A 24,047-nucleotide genomic window follows, 5' to 3' on the forward strand; every position below is an offset into this window, starting at 1 on the left:
GATCAGTTCATTACTCAGATGACGAGCGTTCGCCGGCTGGTAAGTTCTCTTTTACAAACTCGGTCATCATGGTGCGTAAATGAAGGGTTGTACCTTCACCTTCGTAAATACCATGAGAGCGGTTCGGGTAAGCGAAAAACTCAAACTGCTTACCGTGTTTAATGAGCTCATTGACCAGGCGCTCGCTGCCCTGGAAGTGAACGTTGTCGTCGCCCGTACCGTGCACTAACAGTAAGTCGCCTTCGAGGTTTTCAGCGTGCGTAATGGCTGAGGTTTCTTTATAACGCTCGGCTGACTCGGGCAGTAAACCAGAGTAACGCTCCTGATAAATGGTGTCGTACAGCGTTAAATCGGGTACCGGCGCCAGCGCCATACCCATGTGGTAGCTATCCGGGTAACGGAATAACGCATTCAGGGTTTGTGAACCGCCGCCGCTGTGTCCCCAAATGCCTACACGGCTTTCATCAATAAAGTCCCAGCGTTCCAGCATTTGTTGCAGCGCATCGTATTGATCGCGTACGGTAACAACGCCCAGGTTCTTGTAAATAGAACGGCGCCAGTCAAAGCCGCGTGGTGATTTGGTGCCGCGGTTATCAATAGATGCAACAATATAGCCCTGCTGTGTCAGCATGGTGTGCCATAAATACAATGAGCCGCCCCAGCGGTTAGCAACCGTCTGTCCCCAGGGTTCGCCGTAAACGTAGAACAAAATAGGGTATTCTTTGCTGGGGTCGAAGTCAGTTGGCTTCATAATGTAGCCGTCCAGCTCTAAACCGTCACGAGCTTCCACCCGGAAAAATTCAACCGGTTGTTTCTGTACCTGTTCAACTGCCCGCTGTGCCTCGTTATTGCCAACCACCGTACGAATCACCTCATGATCCGGCAGTGAAATCATATTAGTAACCGGAACCTGGTTAACCGAACTAAAGGTGTGTTCAGCGTATTTTGCGTCTTGTGAAATGCTGTAACTGTGGGTGCCGTCCATGTCCGGTGTAAGGCGCTCTAAGCGACCGCTACCGTCTAAGCTGGCGCGGAACAGGTAACGCTCCAGAGGTGTTTCCGGTGATGCAATAAAATAGACCCAGCCGTTTTCTTCGTTTACCCGCAGTACTTCAACCACGTCCCAGTTACCGCGGGTAATGGCGGTGGTTCTGCCCGAGTCGCGTTGCACCCGGTAAATATGACGGTAACCGCTGCGCTCGCTTAACCAGGTAAATTCGCGACCATCATTTAAAAAGTAAATGTCGTCGACATACTCAGCCCACGAGTCGGTGCTTTCGCGTAACAGCTCTTGACTACGGCCGGTTTCAATATCACTGATAAAGGCACGGTTAATGTGCTGCTTGCGGGTCAGTTGTTGAATTAACAGTTTTTCGCTGTTGCCTGCCCAGTTCATGCGCACCAGGTAATGCTGGCGAGGGTCACCGGGAATATTCATCCATTTTGTCTGACCGCCACTGGCCGGCATTACCCCAATGCGCATAGCGGCATTAGTTTCACCTACTTTCGGGTAGGGGAACTCTTTTAACGTTGGATAGAGTTCGTCGGTGTTGTTGATCATGGTGAATACTGGTGTGCCTTCGGTGTCCAGCTGCCAGTACGCAATGTGCTGGCCATCCGGACTCCAGCGGAAACCGTCGCGCAGGAAAAACTCTTCTTCGTTAACCCAGTCGAAGGTTCCGTTAACGATAGTGTCGCTGCCGTCGCTGGTCAGCGCGCTGACAGTGAAGCTGCTAAGATCCTGCACATAAATGTTGTTCTGCATAACGAACGCGACTTTTGTACCTTGCGGATTAAACTTGGCAAACTGCAAAGTCGACTCGGGCGCATTACCACCCAGTTGGCGTAATTCGTTGTTGTTGCGGTTCAGCACCCAGTAATCGCCCAGAGTATGGGTGCGCCACGAACGCTTGGTATTGGTGAAAATAAGTACTTTCTCGCCATCGTCTGACCATACGTAGTCGGCAATATCCAGCGCTTTGCTTTTGCCTTCGGGTGTCAGCTGTTTCGCGCTGACTAAAACCGTGCGTTCGTTGGTTTCCGGGTGGTAACGAACAATATCGCGGCCATCTGCCGAACCGGACTGCTCTAAAGTCGTGTAACCTGAACCGTCTTCCAGCCAGCGGGTTGGCGCCGGGCGGTCAATACTGAAGGTATCACTGGCGAAAATTTTCTCCGCTGTCAGCTGGCTAACGCCTGTTACTTCAGCTTCGCCAGAGTCCGCAGTGGATTGTCCACCCAGGTTACTACAGGCACTTAAGGTGATAATGGCCGTTAATCCGGCCAATAAGCGCAAAGATCGAAAAGAGGTGTCAGACATGACATTTACCTTTATTCTGATTTATTAACGAACTGATAATACCGTAAAAAACGCAGGAAACCACATAAGCGTGGTTGAAGACTAGCGCAAAGCCCCAATATCCACTGTAAGCATTTAGAAAAATTGAGGTAAAAATGAGCCATAACCCGCTATTAGAACAGAGCCAGCTTCCGGACTTTGAGCAAATTAAACCCGAACATATTCAACCCGCTGTTGAAGAGTGCATAAAGCATGCTCGAAAAACCATTGATGAAGTACTGGAGCGTGGTGATTTTAGCTGGAATGGTATGATTGAACCTTTGACCGATGCGGATGAAAAGCTTGAGCATGTCTGGGCGCCGGTTTCGCATTTGAACTCGGTAGTAAGCACACCAGAACTGCGTGAAGCGCATGACAGCTGCCTGCCATTGTTGTCTGACTACGCGACCTATGTAGGACAGCACAAAGGCTTGTTTGACGCTTATCAGGCACTGCGTAAAAGTGACGAATTTGCAGGGCTGACCGAAGCGCAGCAAAAGCTCATTAACGACACCTTACGTGACTTTCGTTTGTCGGGTGTGGACTTACCTGAAGATAAAAAGAAACGTTATGCTGAAATTTCATCGCGGCTGTCTGACTTGTCTTCAACCTTCAGCAACAACTTGCTGGATGCCACCCATGCATGGACTTGCCTGATTACTGATGAAAGCCGCCTTGCTGGTTTGCCGGAAAGTATCAAAGAAGCTGCAAAAGAAACTGCAGCAGACCAGGAAAAAGAAGGCTGGTTGTTCACTTTAGATATTCCAAGTTATCTGCCGGTAATGCTGTACGCCGAAGACCGGGAGCTGCGCAAGGAAATGTACCAGGCTTTTGTGACCCGTGCGTCGGAAACCGGGCCTAATGGCGGGGAGTTCGATAACTCTGAGATTATGAACGAAACTCTGGCTTTGCGTCATGAAATGTCGGAGCTGTTAGGTTTTAACGACTTTGCCGAAATGTCGCTGGCGACGAAAATGGCCGAGTCGCCGGAGCAGGTGTTAGATTTTGTGCAGGATCTTGCCAATAAGTCTAAAGCACAGGCGAAAGCCGAGTATGCTGAAATTGAAACCTTTGCTGCAGAGCAAGGTGTGGAGAAAATGGAAGCCTGGGATGTTCCTTACTTTAGTGAGCAGTTAAAACAGCAGCGCTATTCTATTTCTGATGAATTATTACGTCCGTACTTTCCTGAGCAACATGTGCTGAACGGTTTGTTTGAGGTGGTTAAGCGCCTGTTTGGCATGACGGTTAGCGAGCAAAAAGACGTAAAAACCTGGCATGAGAATGTGCGATTCTTCCGCATTCACGACGCCGACGGACATTTGCGAGGCAGTTTCTATCTGGATCTTTACGCGCGTTCAGGCAAGCGCGGCGGAGCATGGATGGCGGACTTTGTCGGCCGCAGAGTGCACGCCGACGGCAAATTGCAAAACCCGGTGGCCTTTTTAACCTGTAACTTTAGTAAGCCGGTGGGTGGTAAGCCTGCACTCTTTACTCACGATGAAGTGCTGACATTATTCCATGAGTTTGGTCATGGCTTGCACCACATGTTAACTCAGGTCGATACCGCTGGTTTGTCTGGTATTAACGGTGTTGAGTGGGACGCTGTTGAGTTGCCGAGTCAATTCCTGGAAAACTGGTGCTGGGAACCCGAAGCACTAGCATTAATATCCGGACACTATGAAACCGGTGAGCCGCTGCCACAGGAGCTGCTGGAGAAAATGCTGGCTGCGCGCAATTATCAGTCGGCTATGCAAATGATGCGACAGTTGGAATTTTCGCTGTTTGATATGCGTATTCACCATGAGTTTGACGAGAACACGGGTGCGCGTATTAGTGAAATTCTGAGTGAAGTGCGTCAACAAACCTCGGTACGTATTCCACCGGAGTACAACCGCTTTCAGCACAGCTTTGGTCATATCTTTGCTGGTGGTTATGCGGCAGGTTATTACAGTTACAAATGGGCTGAAGTGCTGTCGTCTGATGCGTTTGCACGCTTTGAAGAGGAAGGCATATTCAGCGCCGCAACCGGGCGAGACTTTTTACATGTCATTCTGGAACGTGGTGGCAGCCGTAAAGCCGCAGATTTATTCCAGGAATTTCGTGGTCGCGAACCGAATGCCGAAGCTTTGTTACGTCATAGTGGCATAACAGCCTGATGTTCACATCAGGCTGCGATAGCCATGACCAGGTTGACGAGGCCGACTAAACCAAACACGAATAAAATAGTAAGAATAACGCCAATGATGATGTAGGCTTTCGGACTACCATGCTGGAAGTCTCGTTGGCGGTTTTTTTCTGTTTGCACACCTAAAAATGCCGCCAACACACTCATAACCATACTAAAGACACCTGGTTTAGAGGTTTTGTTTTCGGTAGATTCAGACATTAATCAGTGTATTCGTTTTGATAATGTTTTTTGTTGCTGTCGCTTGAACTTGAGATTAACTCAATCAAGTCGAAGAAGTGAAATTGTACGGAACGGCTGTCGCCTTTTAACCAGCTAAACCATGTTACTTGCTCTGCAGCTAACTGACACTCAACAGAGGTGTTACTGGGTTCCATTTCAGTGACAAGCTGCTGGCAGCGCTGGGTGGCGTTTTGCTCAGCAACGAGCGAGGAAGGACTCACAATAGCAAGCGCAGTAAACGCAGCTAATGCCAGTGACGTTATTATTGTGAGTAATCGCATGAAAGTCCCTCTCAAGTCTTGATTGACTAATTTATCAGCGATTTTGTAAAAATTCTAGTCATCATTGCGAATTTTTTTGTCATGGGTTAACTGCTACAATAAGCATCATTTTGAAATAGGTCAGGAAAACGAACAATGAAACCACTAATTGCACCGTCGATACTGTCTGCGGACTTCGCGCGGTTAGGTGAGGAAGTTGACGCGGTATTGAATGCTGGCGCCGATGTCGTGCACTTTGACGTGATGGATAACCACTACGTGCCTAACCTGACGATAGGTCCTATGGTATGCAAAGCGTTACGTGATTACGGAATTGAAGCGCCAATTGACGTGCATTTAATGGTTAAGCCTGTTGACCGTATTATTCCTGATTTTGCCGAAGCCGGGGCTTCTATCATTACTTTCCACCCGGAAGCATCCGACCATGTTGACCGGACTTTACAGCTTATTCACGAACAGGGTTGCCAGGCGGGTTTAGTGCTAAACCCAGCAACACCGCTGCATTACCTTGATCATGTTATGGATAAAGTGGATGTCATTTTACTGATGTCGGTTAACCCGGGTTTTGGCGGGCAGTCTTTTATTCCGTCAACGCTTGAGAAGCTCAGAGCGGTGCGTAAACGAATTAAAGCAAGTGGCCGCGACATACGTCTGGAAGTGGATGGCGGTGTTAAGGTTTCAAATATTGGTGAAATTGCAGAAGCTGGCGCGGACATGTTCGTTGCTGGTTCAGCTATTTTTAATGCGGATGATTACGCCAGTGTCATCCAGACAATGCGCGATGAAATCGCTGCGGTAACAGGTTTTTAGAGGAAACAGTAATGTCGAAACCAATTGTGTTAAGTGGTTGTCAGCCGTCGGGACAGTTGTCTATTGGTAATTATATTGGCGCATTACGTCAGTGGGTTAAGATGCAGGACACTCACGACTGTAAGTTTATGTTGGTTGATCAGCACGCCATTACTGTACGGCAGGAGCCTGAAAAACTGCAGCAGGCAACCCTTGATGGACTGGCTTTGTATCTGGCTTGTGGTCTTGACCCGGCAAAGAGTACGGTGTTTATTCAGTCGCACGTGCCGGAGCATTCTCAATTAGCCTGGGTGCTTAACTGCTACACGCAAATGGGTGAGCTGAACCGCATGACTCAGTTTAAGGACAAGTCTCAGCGTCACGCCAGTAATATTAATGCGGGTTTGTTCACTTATCCGGCGCTAATGGCGGCAGACATTCTGTTGTACCAGGCGAATGAAGTGCCGGTGGGCGATGACCAGAAGCAGCACCTGGAAATGACGCGTAATGTTGCTGAGCGTTTTAATAATTTGTATGGCGATATTTTTACGATTCCGGAGCCAATGATTCCGAAAGTCGGTGCGCGGGTCATGTCATTGCAGGAGCCGACTAAGAAAATGTCAAAGTCGGACGATAACCCGAATAACTTTGTAGGTTTATTGGAAGAACCGAAGAAGATTCTGAAGAAAATAAAGAAAGCCGTTACTGACTCTGATGAGCAGGCGCGCATTTACTTTAATCAGGAAGAAAAGCCGGGTGTCTCGAATTTGCTGAGCATTATGTCAGCCGCTACCGGTAAGTCGATAGACGAGCTTGTGCCGGACTACGAAGACAAAATGTACGGGCATTTAAAAGTAGATGTGGCGGAATCTGTGGTGGCCATGCTGGAACCGATACAGCAGCGGTATCACGAAATGCGTAATGATCAGGCATTTTTGCAGCAGGTCATGAAACAAGGCGCTGATAAGGCACGTGAAGCCTCAGCAAAAACTTTGTCAGATGTTTATAAAGCGGTAGGTTTTGTACCTTACCCGGGATAAATTTAACTATGGCAGATAAATCTCCGGAACAGCGTGAAAAGGAGTTGCTAACCAGTGTTGAAACTATGGCAAACATTGGCAGCTTTTGGTATGAACCCGCGTCCGGAGACTTATACTGGAGCCCTCAGTTAAGAGAAATTCATGGTGTAGCCCAGGATGAACCCATTACCTATGAACAGGCAATGGCGTTTCACCTTCCTGAATACCGTGAAAATATTGAACAACTGGTAGAGCAAAGTTTTCAAAATCACCATAGCTGGTCAGCAGAAAGTTGTCTTAAAGACAGAAGCGGAATAATTCACTGGGTTGCTATTACAGGCATTACCCGAACGCTGAAAAATGGTGACATGGCACTATTTGGTGCAATTCAGGATATTACGATTAAAAAGTACCGTTTGCAGCAGTTACAAGAGCAAACCAATACCTTACGCAGCACACTGGACAACTTACTGGATGCGGTTATTACCATCGACAGTAACGGCATTATTATTAATTTTAGTGCGCCGGCTGAGCGCATGTTCGGTTACAGTTCCGCTGAAGTGAAAGGTAAAAATGTCAGCGTGTTAATGCCCGAGCCTTATGCCCGGGAACATGACCGTTACATTCGTGCTTATCAAAAAACAGGTCGTGCACGCATTATTGGTATTGGCCGCGAAGTTCAGGCGAAGCGCAAAACCGGAGAAGTGTTTCCTATTGATTTGGCGGTAACCGAGATAACTCATTCTGGTGAAACGCAGTATGTCGGCGTTATACGGGATATTACCGAGCAAAAAGAAAATGCCCGTAAGCTGGAATATTTAGCAAACTTCGATGAGCAAACGGGGTTGCCAAATCGTCACCGTTTTCTTGATCTGGTTGAGAAACGCATTGACAGCCAATTACCCATTGCTGTCGCAGCCGTTAATATTGATTACTTTAACCGCGTTAATACAATTCACGGACACGATGAAGGTGACCGTGTTATTCAGTTAATTGCACAGCGACTGAGAAAAACAGTTGGCGATTCGGGCTGGATAGCGAGAGATCTTGGTGACAGATTTTGGGTGGGGGTTATGCAGGACTCCACCGAGACCAGCCTGGCTATTATTGACGAGCTTCATGGCGTACTGCGCGAGCCCTTTAAAACGGCGTTCCAGACGCATTACCTCACTGCAAGTGTTGGTGTCAGTTTAAGTGGAGGCAATGAAAACGCGTCCGGACTGCTGTCACAAGCCGATACGGCAACGTCTAATGCACGGCATAGTGGCCGGGATAAAGTTGCGGTATACAGAGCAGAAATATCTAATTCAGTTGTAACCGATGCCAAAACCGAAGTGGCCTTACGAGCGGCTTTGGGTAAAGGGCAGTTCGAATGTTGGTTGCAGTCTAAAGTGGATACCAACGGTGTTGTTCGTGGTGCAGAGGCTCTAATGCGTTGGCGCAATGAAGGCGGGGAGATCATTCCTCCAGATCAATTTATCCCGATTGCGGAGCGTTTTAAGCTGATTATTCCTATGGCTAAAGAATTGCTGAGTCAGGTCGCTTTCGTTGTGCGGCAGCTTAGCGATAAAGGGCTTAACGATCGCATAGCTGTGAATGTCAGTCCGATTGAGTTTTTACAAGACGATTATGTCGAGACGGTACAGAAAATATTTACCGAACAGGATGCGCCGCTGAATCAACTGACCATTGAAATTACCGAAAACTTATTGTTGGCTGACCCTGAAATAGTTGAGCAAACAATGTCGCGGCTTGCCGAGCTCGACGTCGTATTTTCTATTGATGACTTTGGTACCGGGTATTCTAATTTCATGCGCATTCAGCAACTGCCAATAGGCGAGCTAAAGATAGACCGGGAGTTTGTTCAACTGGCGGAAGTGAATGACAAACACATGGGGCTGCTGTTGGCTATGCTGAATATGACTAAATCTCTATTGGTTTCTTCGGTAGCCGAAGGCGTAGAAACTGAAGCTCAGGTTAAATTGCTGAAAGAAAATGGTGCTGATTTATTGCAGGGATTCTATTTTGCCCGGCCAGTCCATTTTAAAGACTGGCTAAGCGAGCGGCTGTCCTAGCAGTATGATTGTTTTAATTGATAACTTTGACTCATTTACCCACAATCTGGCACGCTACTTTCGGGAATTAGGCGAAAACGTTGGTGTTTTCAGGAACAATGAATTAACCCTTACCGACATAGAACAGTTAGCTCCTGAGGCGCTTGTTATATCGCCGGGTCCCTGTACTCCTGACGAGTCGGGGATATCTCTGGCTGCTATTGAGCACTTTCAAACTAAGCTGCCAATATTAGGTGTGTGTCTTGGTCACCAGGCATTGGCACAGGTTTTTGGTGCAAACGTTGTTCGGGCAGAAAAAGTTATGCACGGGAAAACCAGTGTAATTAAACACTCCGGCGAGGGACTATTCCGACAGCTAAATAACCCTTTAGAAGTGACCCGCTACCATTCCCTGATTGTTTCTCCTGAAAGCTTATCAGCAGATTTTGTCATTGATGCCGATACAGAAACCGAAAAAGGCCAGCGCGAGATTATGGCAATAAGGCACCGGCATTTGCCGCTGTTTGGTGTTCAGTTTCATCCTGAGTCTGTTATGACAGCTCAAGGACATAATCTGTTAGCGAATTTTTTACGTTATATACGATAATCAGTAAGTAGTATTTTCTCTGCTTATTCAACATAATACTGCCGCAGTTCAGCTAATACCGAGGTAACATGTTCCACTTTTTTGCGGGTACCACAGAAGGCGGTAGTAATGACCCCGCTCTGCGCTTAGAAAAACGCTTTATCAACTATCTGATAAGCTTCCCGTTTGCGCGTAAAACTCGCTCAAAAGAAGATGGTACCGACGACGAAGAGCATGAGCAGCGACGTAAGCTTTTAGAAGTGGAGCGTTTGAATTACGAAGAGCGCGATCGCAAAGCGCAGGCGCGTCAACGTTACGCCGATCGTATTTCTGATGAATTGCATGAAGAGATTTATCATCGTGCGTTGAAAACCATCGAAGATGGTGACTACATACGCGAGCGCTTGATCCCACTACCTGAAAAGCTACCTGAATTGCTCGATACGCTTAGCATGAAAGCCGCTTCTATGCGCCGGATTGAGTCCGTTGTGCAAGGTATGGACTGGTTTCATACGGGGTTAATCCGTACGGTCAATCAACCACCGTTTATTGATCGGAATAAGCAGATGAAAATTGATAACCTTCGGGTGGCCATGAGTTTTGTTGGCACAGAAAACCTACGCCTGCTGGCTCCTGCTTATATTATGCAAAACTGGCTGCCGCCGGCCACGCAACCGTTCACTTTATTCCGTCGGAAAATTTGGGAGCATTCGCTGGGTACGGCTATTGCTGCGCACAATATTGCGGTAGAGCGTAACCTGCGAGATCCGGTTTTAGCCTATACCATTGGTATGTTCCATGAGCTGGGGAAAATAGCCTTAACCAAGCTGTATTTGCGTTTATTTGATGATGTGCAGCGTGAATTCGCTATGCAAAGCGTTAACGATAAGTCACCAGAGCGCCACAATACTATTGTCACCTTGACTCCGGATGAGCGCTTTCTGCGCGATTTAATGCTGGAAAAGGATAAAGACGTAAGTTACCTGGTTGCTGAAGGCTGGGGGTTAAAGCGTGTTCCGGTAAGCAAACACTTATTGGCTTTTACGCAAAGCAAAACGAAAGACAAAGGCTATGACTCTGAATACGCGGAAGCCTTAGCTCAGGCCAATGCTTATTGCGAATTCAGAATGCTGCGCGAAGTGGACCTTGCCAGCCTGGAAGAGGGTAAACACCTGCTAAACAAGCATTCAATAACGTCAGAAACTGTTGCTCGCTTGCACAATGTGAGCTTAAAACGCCCACCAATTGTTGTGCCGGAATAGAAGCTTCAGCACTCAAACTCGGTGTCGATTAATAAATGGTCGAACACATTACTGATATGCGCTTCTTCGTCGGTGAAGCGCACGCCAACACTTACCATTGCATGCTCTTTGCGTTGATTCATAATTTGACCTGAAAGGGTCAGAGGGTCTTTCTGGGAACCTGACCCTATACTGATTTTTATATTCATATGAGTGACATTACCCGTCTGGTTCTGCGCCTTAAACACAATTCGACAACCGGCAGAAGAGATATCGACAATAACGCCACTGGCTAACTTCTTCTTGCTTTTCGTCTGACTGCCATCAGCAGTAACATCAACTGGAATATGAGTTCGTACACGGCGTTGTGCCCGCAATGCGCGATTCTCTATTTGTTTTGGATAATCCAGGTACAGCAACCGGAAAGGAATATTAGAGACGGCCCGGATCTTTGTTTTAAAAGCCAGGCACTCACCCGCTTCTCCCTCTAAAACCAAGCGAACAATAACCGGGTTACCTTCATATAACACATCGGCGTAGCTGCCATCGGTGCGCGGATTCGGCTGCTTCAACAATAAATAGTTACCGGTATCAAAGCCCACAACCTGAAGCTTGGTGCGCACCTTTGTCGCCGAAGAAAACTCAACATCAATTACGTCGCCCGGGCGTAAATAGGTAAGCTTTAACTGGGGTTGAGATGAGGCGTTCAAGGGCGGAGTCTGATTTTCCATAACGTCTTCTGTTGCCGAACATTTATTCAATAAATCAGGCTAAATTAACACCAGTTAAAAATCAATGTAATTCTGCGTAGTTAAATGTTAATTCAGAGAACACATTTTCGTGGCCTAAAAAATAATGACTAAAGATTCATGGTTTCAGTATGCATTAGCATAACTATTCGTATCTTATGCAAGAAAAGCGCAACCCCTCGGGTTTAGGGATTTATAACCGAATTATCACAGACAAACTGCACAAATTTTGGCATAATAGCTGGCTACTTTTAGAGATGAATTTGTTGACACCTTTGTTAACTCGCTAAGGCGATAAGGACGAGAGTAATGACAGACAATAAGACAGTAAACCGTGAAATGTTTAATGATGTAATGGTTCCAAACTACAACCCGGCATCGATGATTCCTGTCAAAGGAGAAGGCGCTCGCGTTTGGGATCAGGAAGGTCGTGAGTATGTCGACTTTGCTGGCGGTATCGCTGTGAACTGTCTTGGTCATTGCCACCCTGCGATGGTGTCAGCCCTGCAGGAACAGAGCCAGAAGCTGTGGCATTTAAGTAACGTTTTTACCAACGAACCAGCAATTCGTCTGGCGAAGAAATTAACCGAAGCCACCTTTGCTGATCGCGTTTACTACGCTAACTCGGGTGCTGAAGCTAACGAAGCGGCATTAAAGCTGGCGCGTCGCTGGGCAATTGAAAAGCACGGTGAGCATAAGCAACAAATTATTGCTTTCACTAAAGGTTTCCATGGGCGCACCTTCTTTACCGTAACCGTGGGTGGCCAGCCAGCTTACTCTGACGGTTTTGGTCCAAAACCTGGTGCTATTGAGCATGTGGATTACAACAACATCGACGCGCTAAAAGAACTGATTTCCGATAAAACTTGCGCCGTAATGATGGAGCCATTGCAAGGTGAAGGTGGCGTAGTAAGCCCTGACGTAGAATTCGTTAAAGCAGTACGTGAACTGTGTAATGAAAACGACGCGTTATTGATTTTTGATGAAGTACAAACTGGCTTTGGCCGTACCGGTAGCCTTTATGCTTATGAACAGCTGGGTGTGACGCCGGACATTCTGACTTCAGCAAAAGCCTTGGGCGGCGGTTTCCCTATCGGCGCTATGCTAACAACAACTGAAATTGCGGAGCATCTTAAGCCGGGTACACACGGTAGTACTTACGGCGGTAACCCACTGGCATGCGCTGTATCAGAAGCAGTGTTTGATGTTGTGAATACTAAAGAAACGCTGGACGGCGTGAAGCAACGTGAGCAATGGTTCAAAGAGCAACTGGCCGCAATTAATGAAAAATACAACGTGTTCAGCGAAATTCGAGGTCAGGGCTTATTGCTTGGCGCGGCAATGAATAAAGAGTACGAAGGGCGTGCGCGCGACTTCTTGCTGGCCGGTCAGGAGCATGGCGTGATGGTACTGATTGCCGGTGCTAATGTGGTGCGTTTTACCCCGTCACTGGTTATTTCTGAAGAAGACGTTAAAGAAGGCCTGCAGCGCTTTGAAAAAGCTGTTGCTCAGGTCGTCGGTCAATAACTGAGGCTGTTTTATGTTGCTAATCAGACCCATTAAGCCGTCAGATTACGAAGCGTTATACCAGTGTGCGATTGAGTCCGGTCATGGTTTTACTTCTTTACCGGTAGACCAGTCGCTGCTGGAGCGTCGCATTAATGCGGCGCAAAAAGCATTCGCTAAAGATACCGTTGAAACACCGGGCGATGAAAGCTACCTGTTTGTTATGGAAGATACCGAAACCGGTACTATTGCAGGTGTCAGTGGTATTGAAGCTGCGGTGGGTTTGAATGAAGCCTTCTGGCATTACCGTTTGGGTAAAGTTGTGCATCATTCAGAAAAGCTCAATATTTATAATGCGCTGGAAACCTTAACCTTGTGTAATGACTACACAGGTGTTTCTGAGCTATGCACCCTATTTTTGCGCGAACCTTACCGGCACAACATGAACGGACGTACTTTGTCTCGTTTCCGTATGCTGTTTTTAGCAGAATTTAAACAGCGTTTCAGCGACTGGGTAATAGCCGAAATGCGCGGTGTTTCAGATGACAATGGAGATTCGCCGTTCTGGAACTGGCTGGAAGAGAACTTTTTCTCAATGGACTTTCCTAAAGCCGATTACTTAAGCGGCATTGGCGATAAAGTCTTTATTTCTGAACTGATGCCTCGCTTCCCTATTTATACTAACTTGTTGAGTAAAGAAGCACAGGCGGTTGTCGGTAAAGTTCACGACAATACCCGGCCGGCACTGAAATTGCTGGAATCTGAAGGCTTCCGCTTCCGCGGGTTCGTCGATATCTTTGATGCAGGGCCAACAGTTGAAGCCGAAGTGTGTAATCTTAACAGTGTCCGTAACAGTCGTTTAGTGACGGTAACTGTAAGCGAATCTACAGCGGAAGATGAAGGCATTCCTCATATTGTCTGCAACACGCAGCTGAAGAACTTCCGTGCAACCAAACTGTCTTTACCGGCCGGTGCAGACGAACTCATATTGACGACAGAACAAGCCCAGGCAATGCATTTAGAAAGCGGCGATGAAGCCCGCATTGTTGCACTCTAAGCAGGAGTATTTGTATGACGAACAGTATTCAATTTATTGACGGTTGTTGGGAAGCTGGTGAAGGCCAGCTGTTCAAATCGATTGATCCAGCACGAAACGAAGTTATCTGGAGTGGCGAAGCTGCCAGTGAAACTCAGGTTGAAAAAGCCATTTTGGCAGCACGGGCGGCATTTCCGGATTGGTCTGGCCGCAGTGTTGAAGAACGCTTGGCTATCTGCCAAAAGTTCTCTGAATTGCTGGAAGAAAATAAAGAGCACCTGGCTCGTACTATGGCCAAAGAAACCGGCAAGCCCGTTTGGGAAACCCGCACCGAAGTTGGCGCTATGATGGGTAAAGTGGCTATTTCAGAACGAGCCTACCATGAACGTACCGGTACCGTGGAAAATGACATGCCGGGCGCAAAAGCCTTTATCCGCCACAAGCCGCACGGTGTGGTCGCTGTTTATGGCCCTTATAACTTTCCGGGACATTTGCCTAACGGGCACATTGTACCGGCGCTTATTGCGGGTAATACCGTGGTATTTAAGCCAAGCGAACTGACCCCTATGGTGGCTCAGGAAACCGTGAAGTTATGGGAAAAAGCAGGCATCCCGGCGGGTGTTCTCAACCTGGTTCAGGGCGAAGTCGACACGGGTAAAGCATTGTCAGCGCACCCACAAATTGATGGTCTGTATTTCACTGGCTCATCAAACACCGGCCACTTGTTGCATAAACAATTTGGTGGTCGTCCGGATAAGATTCTGGCACTGGAAATGGGCGGCAATAACCCATTGTTGGTGACTAATGTGGCTGATATTGATGCCGCGGTTCATAACATTGTTCAATCGGCTTTTATTACCTCTGGTCAACGCTGCACTTGTGCGCGCCGCTTGTTTATAGAAGATTCAGAGCAAGGCCGTGCTGTACTGGAACGTCTCATTGAAGTAACCGAGAATATTCTGGTCGACGACTACGAAGCTGATCCGCAGCCATTTATGGGTGCTATGATTTCAGCTAAAGCTGCGGGCGAAATGGTCGATGCACAGAATGAGCTGTTGCATAAAGGAGCTAAGTCATTAGTTCGTATGAAGCAGGCTGACTCGAAGAAAGGTTTTGTCACTCCGGGTATTGTGGATGTAACCGGAGTTGAGGATTTACCGGACGAGGAACATTTTGGACCATTACTGAAAGTGTATCGCTTTAAAGATATCGATGTGGCTATCAAAGAAGCGAACAACACACGTTATGGTCTGTCTGCCGGTGTTTTGTGTGACGATGAGGAAACCTATCGTTACTTCTTTAAACACATTCGCGCAGGTATTGTGAATTGGAATAAGCCGATTACTGGTGCCAGCAGTGCCGCGCCTTTTGGTGGTATCGGTGCAAGCGGTAATCACCGTGCTAGTGCGTATTATGCGGCGGATTATTGCGCTTACCCGGTTGCCTCTGTGGAAGCTGACAGCATGAGCTTACCTGAGAGTTTAGCGCCAGGGCTTAAATTTTAATCGCAATCTGTGCTAGTTTAGTGGCTGGGCAGCGTATGGGTTGCCTGGCCGCGTGACAAAGAGAAACCGATGATAGTTGAAACAGACGGATACATTGAGCTAATCCAGTACCTGACAGGTCAGTTACCGGTCTTCACTGAACAGAGTAGCAGCGCAAAAACTGCGGATTACACTTTGCGCGACTTTATGGAAGAACGCCTGTCAGAAAGTATGATGGCAGTGTTTGAGCAGAATGAGCTTGATGAGGCTGTGCGGCTGGATATTGTCCGGGAAACGGATGCTATCGTTTACGATTTAGAAGAAGTGCTATCCAAAGTTCTGGATACACACCCGACTCCGCAGCAGGAAGCCTTCATTAATGAGTTTGTCGGTCTGGTAAAAAACCTTTTCGATGAGCGTCTGCAAAGTTACCGACTGTAGTCTTTTATTGAGTTCAGCAAGGATCTTCAATGTCAGCAAATAGCATGAATGCAAAGGTCACCTGGGTAGACGGCATGACTTTTGTAGCTACCTCAGATAGTGGTCATCAGGTGGTTATGGATGGTGACAGCCCCGGTAAAGCCCCGAGTCCTATGGAAATGGTACTAATGTCCGCGGGAAGTTGCGCGTCTGTTGATGTGGTAAGTATATTGCAAAAAGCTAAGCAGAACCTTCAGCGCTGCTATTGTGAGTTGTCAGGAACACGTGCCGATTCAGTACCAAAGGTTTTTACCGACATTCACCTTGAGTTCGTGGTCGTGGGTACGGATATCAACGAAAAGCACGTAGAGCGTGCGGTGAAACTGTCGGCCGACAAGTACTGTTCGGTGGCTAAAATGCTGGAAGCTTCGGTTAATATTACCCACAGTTACCGTATTGAATTTCCTCAACAAGACGACTGATCTTTGAATTATCGACACATTTTTCATGCCGGCAATTTTGCCGATGTTTTTAAGCATTTGCTTCTGGCGCGTGCGCTGGAGTATTTTCAGCAAAAGAATAAGCCCTACTTTGTACTCGATACCCACGGCGGTATCGGTTACTACGATTTGCAAGGCGATCAGGCAGTAAGAACCGCCGAAGCTGAACAGGGCATTGTCCGTTTTGCTGAGCAGTCAGCTGAAGAACCTTTAGCCGCCGCTTACTTAAACTCCGTGCGTAAATTAAACGAAGAGCAAGATAAGCTTAGGTATTACCCCGGCTCACCAGTCATAACCTCTGAATTTTTACGTGAAAATGATCGGCTAGTTGTTTGTGAACTGCATAAAGAAGACGCGGAAACCCTTAAAAACACACCTTTGGGTCAGCACAAACAAGTGCAAATTCTGGCCCCTATGGACGGTTATCAGGCTGTGCGTGCGCAACTGCCCCCAGCTGAAAAGCGCGGGTTGGTACTTATTGACCCGCCTTTTGAAAACACCACGGAGTTTGACGATGTGGTCAGCGCGCTTGAACAGGGCTTAAAACGCTGGCAAAGCGGTAGCTTTGCGGTTTGGTACCCGATTAAAGATGAATTAAAAACGGCTGCTTTTCACCGTGATGTTGGCGCTTTGGCTGGTCTGCCTAAGACTCTGATCATGGAACTGAATATACGCACCAACGATGAGCGAAAAGGGCTCCACGGCTGTGGTTTTCTCTGGGTTAATCCGCCTTATGGCGTGGTGCAGGATAGCGAGCATCTGTTACCTGTCTTGTGCAAGACTCTGGCTCAGGACAAAGGCGCTAATTTTCACAGCCGTTGGCTAGTTGGTGAGTAGTTACTTACTTGATATCCAGTCAACCTGACGGCGAACCTGGTTTTTCCTTTCCATAATTTGTTCTATCAGTGGTGTCAGAATCAGCTCCATGGCTAAGGCCATTTTCCCGCCGGGCACAACCAGAGTGCTGGTACGCGACATAAACGAACCGTCTATCATCTGCAGGTAATACGGAAAGTCGACATTCTTAATACCCCGAAAACGAATAACAACAAAGCTCTCGTCCAGTGACGGAATATCCTTGGCACTGAAAGGGTTGGACGTATCAACCGTAGGCACTCGTTGGAAGTTGATATGAGTACGCGAAAACTGCGGAACAATATGGTGAATGTAATCTTCCATGCCACGAATAATGCTGGTGGTAACCGCTTCACGTGAATGGCCCCGCTCTGATGTATCGCGAATCAACTTCTGGATCCACTCAAGGTTAACAATGGGCACCATGCCGATTAATAAATCGACATACTGAGTTACATCGTACCCGTCACCGCAAACACCGCCATGCAGGCCTTCATAGAAAAGCGCATCGGTATTTTCAGGGAGCTCTTCCCAGGGCGTGAAAGTGCCGGGCATCTGATTATAGGGCACGGCATCATCAAAGCTGTGTAAATAACGACGTACTTTGCCATTGCCGGTTTGTGAATAAGAGCGGAATAAGGATTCTAACCGGTCAAAGTCATTGGCTTCGGCACCAAAATAACTGATATGACGACCCTGTTCCTGAGCTTTGCGAATAGCCAAATCCATTTCAGGGCGAGAGTAGCGATGAAAGCTGTCACCTTCCACAAAAGCTGCACTCACATCTAACGAGCGAAAGATATGGCGTACGGCCTGGCCGGTGGTGGTTGTTCCTGCTCCTGATGAGCCGGTAACGGCAATAATCGGGTGCTTTGATGACATAACATTCTCGCAAACTAAATAAGAACAGTTGTTATACTGACCTGATTTACTAAGGTCAAGGTAAACCCAACGCTTTAATAATGAGGAGGGGGTGGTTCGTCTGCTGGATCTGAGTCAGTCGACTGATTCTCCTGTATTTGTTTTATGCGCTTTCCTAACCAGCGAATTTGCTTTTGCATTTCACTCATTTGTTGAGTCTGCTCAGTAACCAGTTTATTCAATGAATGAATAGTGTCTTCCTGAAACGTTAGCTGCATTTCCAAGTTAGTCAATTGCGCTTCTATCTTCTCTACTGTCATTCTTTACTACCTGTTAAATCAATATTCCACCACTCAGCAAGACCTGCAGAGCTCTCACTAATAACCATTTGCTCTTGTTCGTCGAACAACACGGATAATACCGCCGCGTTGCTGGGTCGGCCACCATCGCGTAAGTCTACTCGCCAATTCGAGAGTTGTTTTCCTGTTGCCGTGTCCCAGATTGAGATTTTACGTGATGGAGATCCGGTAATGAGATACTTACCTGATGCGCTAAAGCGCGCAGCGCTAAAAATCTTATGGCGCTCCATGAATTTTAATTCCGAAACGGTTTCGCCATCGGGTAGTGAACGAATAATGGCGTTGTCTGTTGCATCGGCAGTGAAGGCAAAATGGCCTTCAGGGTGCAGGGCAACTTGTGTTATACGTCCTTCCAGCGGCCAGCGGTGCACAATTTGCCCGCTGCGGGTATCCCACAGAATAGCCGAATGGTCGTTTGAACCGCTCAGAACATAAAAACCATTGGGCGAAATATCCAGAACGTTAATACTTTCGGTATGACCATAAAACTCAATACGCCGACCCGATGCCGGATTGAACGCAACTTGTGTACCGTCCCGTTTGCCCAGAACCACAGTCCCGCCTTTTTTGCTGACCACGAGTTTTTGTATATCACCCGAACCTATTTGCCAGAAACCCAGGTTTTCACCGCTATTAATATCCCACATGGAAAATTCTTTACGCGATGCAGCAACTGCGACTTCGCCGTCGGCACTAATATCAACGTCGATAATTTGAGAGACGTCGTTTTCATTATGTTGCCACTGGTACTTGGCATTGGTGGCATAACGTGGCCACAGCAGCAACCCCGTCTCGTCTGTAGACACCAGACTGAAGCGGCCGTCGTCTGAAATATCAGCGGCGTAAGTGCCGTTTTCAGCGTGAATTGTTTTATTGACCTTCTCCGGTGCAGGTTGGCAACCGGTGAGTACAACCAGCAACATAAACGCACCGCACAGCTTGAGAAAAGGCATAGGCAAGTTCCTTGTGGTTGTGTAGTATGGTTCTGTTAGATAACACTATTATGGCATAGTCCGAAAGGATGCAAGACGATAATTGGAGAAAACGATGAAACAACTGATAAAGCCGTTAGCTATTTCAGCCATCGCGCTGGTACTGACTGCTTGCTCGCAAGAAAAATTTCCGGCGAATGATACGGAATTAAAAACAGAGAAAGACAAGCAGGCTTACGCTTTAGGCTCTTCTGTTGGTGGATTTATTGCGCGTAACCTGGACCGCCAGGAAGAAGCGGACTATATGCTGGAACGTGACATTGTTATTGCCGGCTTTGTCGATGCGGTTAAAGGTGACCCTCAACTGAGTGAAGAAGAAGCTGAAAAAATCCTGAACGCTATGCGCGAAGAAGTCATGGAACATCGTCAGAACGTTTTGGGTAAAAAAGCCGCTGAGGAAGGGAAAGCCTACTTAGCGGAAAATGCGAAAAAAGAGGGTGTGCAATCAACCGACTCTGGTCTTCAGTATGAAGTTCTTGAAGAGGGTGACGGTGTTAGCCCGGCAGAAACCGACATGGTAGAAGTTCATTACGAAGGTACGCTGGTTAATGGCGAAGTGTTTGACAGCTCATATGAGCGTGGCGAACCAACATCATTTCCGCTAAACCGCGTTATTCCAGGCTGGACTGAAGGTCTGCAGTTGATGAAGGAAGGTGCTAAATACCGTTTCGTGATCCCATCTGAACTGGCGTACGGTGATCGTGAATTGGGTGATGGCCAAATTCCACCAAATTCAACGCTGATTTTTACTGTTGAATTGCTTAACGTACAAAAAGACGAACTGGATAACGAATAAGTTCCGTTGCGCTTTCATCTATACAAAAAGACGCCGGCGAAATGCCGGCGTCTTTATAAATTCAATAAAAGTTAGCTTAAGCCGTTATTAAATTATGTTCGTCTAAATGGTGGAGAAGCTTATCTTCAAACTCCATTCTCAACTCCAGTGCTTCACCCAGTGCCGATAAATCTCTATCGAAGGTTTCACAGTGGTCAGTTGAGCTTATCTCGCCATATCTATCATTAAAATCTAATGCAATTTCAGTGGTGTCAGAAATTAAAGGGAATAATTCGTCAGCTAAATCATCAACTGAGTTTCCCTGAGATGAAGCTTCGCGCACAATTTGATCATAAATTTCAAAGTGACCACTTGAGACATAGTCGACCAATTGACCGCAAAAATTACGGATATCAGTGACTTCGGGTAAGCCCGAGCGAATGCTTTCATAAGGCGGGAGCGCGGCAAGTTTAAAATAATTTACCAGTAAGTCCTGGCGCTCGGATAGCCATAGGTCGATACTTTTATGAGCGCCGCCCCAGCGCTTTTTTGCCTGCTCATTACGGCTTAACATGATACTCTCCGTCTATAGTTTCAGTACCTAATGTAAATTCAGAAGCATTAGAACTCAACTGATTTTACAGAAAACCAAACGCATTTGATACGCGGGATTAATATGGCGACTTTGTATTCAAAACCGGCGGCTGATGAACCTGCCTGGTGGTTTGTGGTGAGCTCTGACCATCTCTTTCTGGATGAAAGCGGAGAAGTCCCTTTTGGCTGCTTACAAGATTTAGGCTTTCCAGACTTAAATGACTACCGGGTAGTGGAAATAGGTGAACTGCGGGAGCGCAGCTGTTATTTAATTATGGCCGACTATATGGACGAGCAGTTCATTGGTGGAGAGTTCGCGCCTTTACGGCAATTACTTACCGTGGATGACATGGAAAAGTTTGCGATGGCAGGCAGAGCCCGGCAATTCAGTGACTTTCTGAATACTCATCGCTTTTGCGGCCGCTGCGGTGCCCGTATGCAAACCATAGAATGGGAGCTGGCAATGCATTGTAATCAGTGCCAGCACCGTTGTTATCCGCGCGTGTCGCCATGCATTATTGTGGCTATCCGCAAAGATGACAAAATTCTGCTGGCTCAGGGTAAGCGCCATAAACCCGGCTTGCACTCTATATTGGCAGGCTTTGTTGAAGCTGGCGAAAGTCTGGAGCAGGCGTTAGAGCGCGAGGTTTATGAAGAGGCCGGCATTCGCGTTAAGAACATTCAGTATCATTTAAGCCAGCCCTGGTCTTTTCCTCATTCGCTAATGATGGGTTACACCGCAGACTGGGCAGAGGGCGAACTGCATATTGATCCGCACGAATTAGTGACAGGCGACTGGTTTGCTTTTGACGACCTGCCGGATATTCCGCCTGAAGGGACCATAGCAAGAACGTTGATTGACCTATCTCAAAAGAGGTAAGCATAAGTTTTCATGGAGCCAATGCCTGCGGACTGATAAAATGCCGGGCATTGATGTTGATAAATAATTGGATTCGCTATGACCGCTCCGGCGCTTAAAAATGATCGTTACCTTCGTGCATTAGCAAAACAACCTGTTGATCGCACGCCCGTCTGGATGATGCGTCAGGCTGGACGCTATTTACCTGAGTATAAAAAAGTGCGCGGGCAGGCTGGCGACTTTATGTCATTATGCCGGAACACCGAGCTTGCCTGCGAAGTAACCATGCAACCGTTGCGCCGGTTCGACCTGGATGCCGCTATACTCTTCAGTGATATTTTGACCATTCCCGATGCTATGGGTCTGGGCTTATATTTTGAAGCCGGCGAAGGCCCTAAGTTTAAAGACCCTGTGCGCAGCATGGCCGCTATTAAAAACCTGGCTGTGCCCGATATGGAAGACGAGCTGGGTTACGTGATGGACGCTGTCCGTGCTATTCGTCGCGAACTGAATGGTAGTGTGCCACTTATTGGTTTCTCTGGCAGCCCGTGGACACTGGCGACCTACATGGTTGAAGGCGGCAGCACCAAAAACTTCTCCAAAGTGAAGCAACTGATGTTTGCTGACCCTGAAGCTATGCATACGTTGCTGAATGTTCTGGCTGAGTCCGTTACTCAGTATCTGAACGCACAGATTGCCGCAGGTGCGCAGTCGGTCATGATATTCGATACCTGGGGCGGCGTTTTATCGCCACGTGACTACAAGGCATTCTCACTGGCTTATATGGAAAAAATTGTGGCAGGCCTTACGCGCGAAGCTGACGGACGTAAAGTGCCTGTGACTTTATTTACCAAAAATGGCGGGCAATGGCTGGAAGCTATGGCTGCCAGCGGTGCCGACGCATTAGGTGTGGACTGGACCACTGACTTATCCGATGCCAGAGCTCGTGTTGGCAGTAAAGTTGCTCTGCAAGGCAATATGGACCCCAGCGTGCTTTATGCAAAACCAGAGCGTATTGAACAAGAAGTACAAACTATATTACAAAGCTATGGCTCAGGTACTGGTCATGTGTTCAATTTGGGGCATGGAATTCATCCCGAAGTAGATCCTGAACATGCCGCTGCTTTTATTGAAGCTATTCATAAATACAGCCCGGCATTTCATTCAAACGACTGAATTTGCGATTAAACCGCCAGAATCCTCGTTAAGTGCACCGCCTTCGGGCGGTGTTTTGCGTACAATGGTCTATGTTAAAACCGTTGTACTAAGAACCTAGAGGTAAGCATGGCGAAACGTTCCTGGATTAACCCTATTACTATTGTTGTCGTTGTCCTGATTGCGGCAGCTGTGTATTTGTTTGGGTTTCCGCCCGAAACTAAGGTGGAAGAAGGGAAGGAACAGGCAGTTCCGGTTAAAATTCAGACGGCTGAAATTAGTGAGTTCCGCGATACTATCGAAGCGTTAGGCACCGCCATGGCCAATGAAACGGTTCGTATTACTGCGCAAACTCAGGACGTTGTCGAAAAAATCTATTTTGAAAGCGGTGACTTAGTTGAGCAAGGACAACTGCTGGCTGAGCTAAATGCGCGTAAAGAAGTGGCTCGTGTGCAGCAGCTCAAATTCAGCTTAGACGAAGCCAAACGTCAGTTGGAACGGGTAACCGAATTACGTCGCGGTAATGCAGCCTCGCAACAACAGTTTAATGAACAGCAAGTACGAGTTAATGGACTTCAGGCTGACTTAGAAGTTGCTGAAGCAACTTTAAAAGAAATGAAGATTTATGCGCCATTTTCAGGCCGAGTAGGCATTCGCGAAATAAGCGCAGGTTCTCTGGTCAGCCCGGGTGATGTATTTACAACTCTTGATGATATCAAGCCTATCAAAGTCGACTTCAGCGTTCCTGAACGTTACTTCGCCAGTATTGCGGTAGATCAGGAAGTGATAGCCCGCAGCCGGGCTTATCCGGGCGAGCAATTTATTGGGCGTATTTCAAGCATTGATTCTCGTGTGGATCCGGTAACGCGATCAGTAAAAGTCAGGGCAAAAATTAACAATGATGATGAACGTCTGCGTCCGGGGATGCTTTTGCAAATTACCTTGCTACGAAGCATTGATGAAGCTCTGTTGTTGCCGGAAAAAGCGCTCATTCCTATTCAGAACAGACAATATGTTTATGTGTTAACGCCAGATAACCGGGCGCGTCAAAAAGAAGTGACCATTGGCCGTCGTAAGCCGGGAATCGTAGAAATTACTGACGGTCTTAAGCCGGGAGAAAAAGTCATTATAGAAGGCATTGTTCGCCTTCGTGACGGTGTACCTGTTTCTGTGCAGGGAGGTTAAGT

The 24,047-nt window shown here is 47.4% G+C and carries 24 protein-coding genes; 16 read left to right on the top strand and 8 right to left on the bottom strand.

The annotated features are described in order from the left end of the window. Positions 1 to 10: 10 nt before the first annotated feature. Positions 11 to 2,320: a S9 family peptidase gene (locus tag ACN0TF_RS08840; protein ID WP_417441626.1), complete on the bottom strand. Its 2,310-nt coding sequence runs from the start codon at positions 2,318 to 2,320 to the stop codon at positions 11 to 13. Positions 2,321 to 2,454: 134 nt separating this feature from the next. Between ACN0TF_RS08840 and prlC the strand changes: the two genes are divergently transcribed. Continuing rightward, a complete protein-coding gene (prlC, locus tag ACN0TF_RS08845; protein WP_417441627.1) occupies positions 2,455 to 4,494 on the top strand; it encodes an oligopeptidase A in 2,040 nt (679 codons plus the stop codon). A gap of 8 nt (positions 4,495 to 4,502) precedes the next feature. Here prlC and ACN0TF_RS08850 read toward each other — a convergent pair whose 3' ends face one another. Both ACN0TF_RS08850 and ACN0TF_RS08855 read right to left on the bottom strand, forming a co-directional pair. Next, positions 4,503 to 4,724 carry a DUF2970 domain-containing protein gene (locus ACN0TF_RS08850; RefSeq protein ID WP_253618161.1) on the bottom strand — a complete coding sequence of 74 codons (222 nt, stop codon included), beginning with the start codon at positions 4,722 to 4,724 and terminating at the stop codon, positions 4,503 to 4,505. Beyond that, positions 4,724 to 5,026 (bottom strand): hypothetical protein, encoded by a 303-nt coding sequence (locus ACN0TF_RS08855; protein WP_253618159.1) that lies wholly within the window; start codon positions 5,024 to 5,026, stop codon positions 4,724 to 4,726. The genes ACN0TF_RS08850 and ACN0TF_RS08855 overlap by 1 nt, the downstream gene beginning before the upstream one ends. A gap of 135 nt (positions 5,027 to 5,161) precedes the next feature. Between ACN0TF_RS08855 and rpe the strand changes: the two genes are divergently transcribed. From rpe to ACN0TF_RS08880, 5 genes are all read left to right on the top strand, one after another. Further along, complete coding sequence (rpe, locus tag ACN0TF_RS08860) at positions 5,162 to 5,836, top strand: ribulose-phosphate 3-epimerase (protein WP_417441628.1); 675 nt, start codon at positions 5,162 to 5,164, stop codon at positions 5,834 to 5,836. An 11-nt stretch (positions 5,837 to 5,847) separates the two neighbouring features. Further along, on the top strand, positions 5,848 to 6,855 hold the full coding sequence (trpS, locus tag ACN0TF_RS08865; RefSeq protein WP_417441629.1) for a tryptophan--tRNA ligase: 1,008 nt from the start codon (positions 5,848 to 5,850) through the stop codon (positions 6,853 to 6,855). A gap of 8 nt (positions 6,856 to 6,863) precedes the next feature. Next, positions 6,864 to 8,909: an EAL domain-containing protein gene (locus ACN0TF_RS08870; protein ID WP_417441630.1), complete on the top strand. Its 2,046-nt coding sequence runs from the start codon at positions 6,864 to 6,866 to the stop codon at positions 8,907 to 8,909. 4 nt (positions 8,910 to 8,913) lie between these two features. Next, positions 8,914 to 9,495 (top strand): anthranilate synthase component II, encoded by a 582-nt coding sequence (locus ACN0TF_RS08875; protein WP_417441631.1) that lies wholly within the window; start codon positions 8,914 to 8,916, stop codon positions 9,493 to 9,495. Between the two features lie 68 nt (positions 9,496 to 9,563). After that, positions 9,564 to 10,736: an HDOD domain-containing protein gene (locus ACN0TF_RS08880; protein WP_110013402.1), complete on the top strand. Its 1,173-nt coding sequence runs from the start codon at positions 9,564 to 9,566 to the stop codon at positions 10,734 to 10,736. 5 nt (positions 10,737 to 10,741) lie between these two features. On the opposite strand, the gene ACN0TF_RS08885 is transcribed toward ACN0TF_RS08880, so the two are convergent. Beyond that, complete coding sequence (locus ACN0TF_RS08885; protein WP_417441632.1) at positions 10,742 to 11,446, bottom strand: flagellar brake domain-containing protein; 705 nt, start codon at positions 11,444 to 11,446, stop codon at positions 10,742 to 10,744. A gap of 327 nt (positions 11,447 to 11,773) precedes the next feature. Between ACN0TF_RS08885 and ACN0TF_RS08890 the strand changes: the two genes are divergently transcribed. The 6 genes from ACN0TF_RS08890 to ACN0TF_RS08915 all read left to right on the top strand — a co-directional run bounded on the left by ACN0TF_RS08890 (position 11,774) and on the right by ACN0TF_RS08915 (position 17,247). Continuing rightward, complete coding sequence (locus ACN0TF_RS08890; RefSeq protein ID WP_417441633.1) at positions 11,774 to 12,991, top strand: aspartate aminotransferase family protein; 1,218 nt, start codon at positions 11,774 to 11,776, stop codon at positions 12,989 to 12,991. Positions 12,992 to 13,004: 13 nt separating this feature from the next. Then, the gene (gene astA / locus ACN0TF_RS08895; protein ID WP_417441634.1) at positions 13,005 to 14,027 is read left to right on the top strand and encodes an arginine N-succinyltransferase; all 1,023 of its coding nucleotides are present in this window, start codon (positions 13,005 to 13,007) and stop codon (positions 14,025 to 14,027) included. A 14-nt stretch (positions 14,028 to 14,041) separates the two neighbouring features. Then, complete coding sequence (gene astD, locus ACN0TF_RS08900; RefSeq protein WP_417441635.1) at positions 14,042 to 15,511, top strand: succinylglutamate-semialdehyde dehydrogenase; 1,470 nt, start codon at positions 14,042 to 14,044, stop codon at positions 15,509 to 15,511. A gap of 69 nt (positions 15,512 to 15,580) precedes the next feature. After that, a complete protein-coding gene (locus ACN0TF_RS08905) occupies positions 15,581 to 15,931 on the top strand; it encodes a DUF3802 family protein (protein ID WP_417441636.1) in 351 nt (116 codons plus the stop codon). A 29-nt stretch (positions 15,932 to 15,960) separates the two neighbouring features. After that, positions 15,961 to 16,392: an OsmC family protein gene (locus ACN0TF_RS08910; RefSeq protein ID WP_417441637.1), complete on the top strand. Its 432-nt coding sequence runs from the start codon at positions 15,961 to 15,963 to the stop codon at positions 16,390 to 16,392. A gap of 3 nt (positions 16,393 to 16,395) precedes the next feature. Continuing rightward, entirely contained in the window at positions 16,396 to 17,247 is an 852-nt protein-coding gene (locus ACN0TF_RS08915) for a 23S rRNA (adenine(2030)-N(6))-methyltransferase RlmJ (RefSeq protein WP_417441638.1), read from the top strand. On the opposite strand, the gene ACN0TF_RS08920 is transcribed toward ACN0TF_RS08915, so the two are convergent. The 3 genes from ACN0TF_RS08920 to ACN0TF_RS08930 all read right to left on the bottom strand — a co-directional run bounded on the left by ACN0TF_RS08920 (position 17,248) and on the right by ACN0TF_RS08930 (position 19,438). Further along, a complete protein-coding gene (locus ACN0TF_RS08920; protein WP_317497574.1) occupies positions 17,248 to 18,147 on the bottom strand; it encodes a phosphoribulokinase in 900 nt (299 codons plus the stop codon). 74 nt (positions 18,148 to 18,221) lie between these two features. Continuing rightward, a complete protein-coding gene (locus tag ACN0TF_RS08925) occupies positions 18,222 to 18,446 on the bottom strand; it encodes a SlyX family protein (RefSeq protein WP_417441639.1) in 225 nt (74 codons plus the stop codon). Next, complete coding sequence (locus ACN0TF_RS08930; protein WP_417441640.1) at positions 18,443 to 19,438, bottom strand: WD40 repeat domain-containing protein; 996 nt, start codon at positions 19,436 to 19,438, stop codon at positions 18,443 to 18,445. Before ACN0TF_RS08930 ends, ACN0TF_RS08925 begins: the two co-directional genes overlap by 4 nt. A gap of 94 nt (positions 19,439 to 19,532) precedes the next feature. Here ACN0TF_RS08930 and fkpA point away from each other — a divergent pair, with 94 nt between their 5' ends. Continuing rightward, the gene (fkpA, locus tag ACN0TF_RS08935; protein WP_417441641.1) at positions 19,533 to 20,273 is read left to right on the top strand and encodes an FKBP-type peptidyl-prolyl cis-trans isomerase; all 741 of its coding nucleotides are present in this window, start codon (positions 19,533 to 19,535) and stop codon (positions 20,271 to 20,273) included. A gap of 76 nt (positions 20,274 to 20,349) precedes the next feature. Here the strand turns inward: fkpA and rsd are convergent, their stop codons facing one another. Next, positions 20,350 to 20,826 (bottom strand): sigma D regulator, encoded by a 477-nt coding sequence (rsd, locus tag ACN0TF_RS08940; protein ID WP_417441642.1) that lies wholly within the window; start codon positions 20,824 to 20,826, stop codon positions 20,350 to 20,352. Between the two features lie 102 nt (positions 20,827 to 20,928). Between rsd and nudC the strand changes: the two genes are divergently transcribed. From nudC to ACN0TF_RS08955, 3 genes are all read left to right on the top strand, one after another. After that, positions 20,929 to 21,726 (top strand): NAD(+) diphosphatase, encoded by a 798-nt coding sequence (nudC, locus tag ACN0TF_RS08945; RefSeq protein WP_417441643.1) that lies wholly within the window; start codon positions 20,929 to 20,931, stop codon positions 21,724 to 21,726. Between the two features lie 78 nt (positions 21,727 to 21,804). Next, entirely contained in the window at positions 21,805 to 22,881 is a 1,077-nt protein-coding gene (gene hemE, locus ACN0TF_RS08950) for a uroporphyrinogen decarboxylase (protein ID WP_417441644.1), read from the top strand. 108 nt (positions 22,882 to 22,989) lie between these two features. Next, positions 22,990 to 24,045 carry an efflux RND transporter periplasmic adaptor subunit gene (locus ACN0TF_RS08955; protein ID WP_417441645.1) on the top strand — a complete coding sequence of 352 codons (1,056 nt, stop codon included), beginning with the start codon at positions 22,990 to 22,992 and terminating at the stop codon, positions 24,043 to 24,045. Positions 24,046 to 24,047 lie beyond the last annotated feature (2 nt).

Origin of the sequence: Idiomarina sp. (assembly GCF_048265525.1) — a bacterium.
Lineage (GTDB): Bacteria > Pseudomonadota > Gammaproteobacteria > Enterobacterales > Alteromonadaceae > Idiomarina.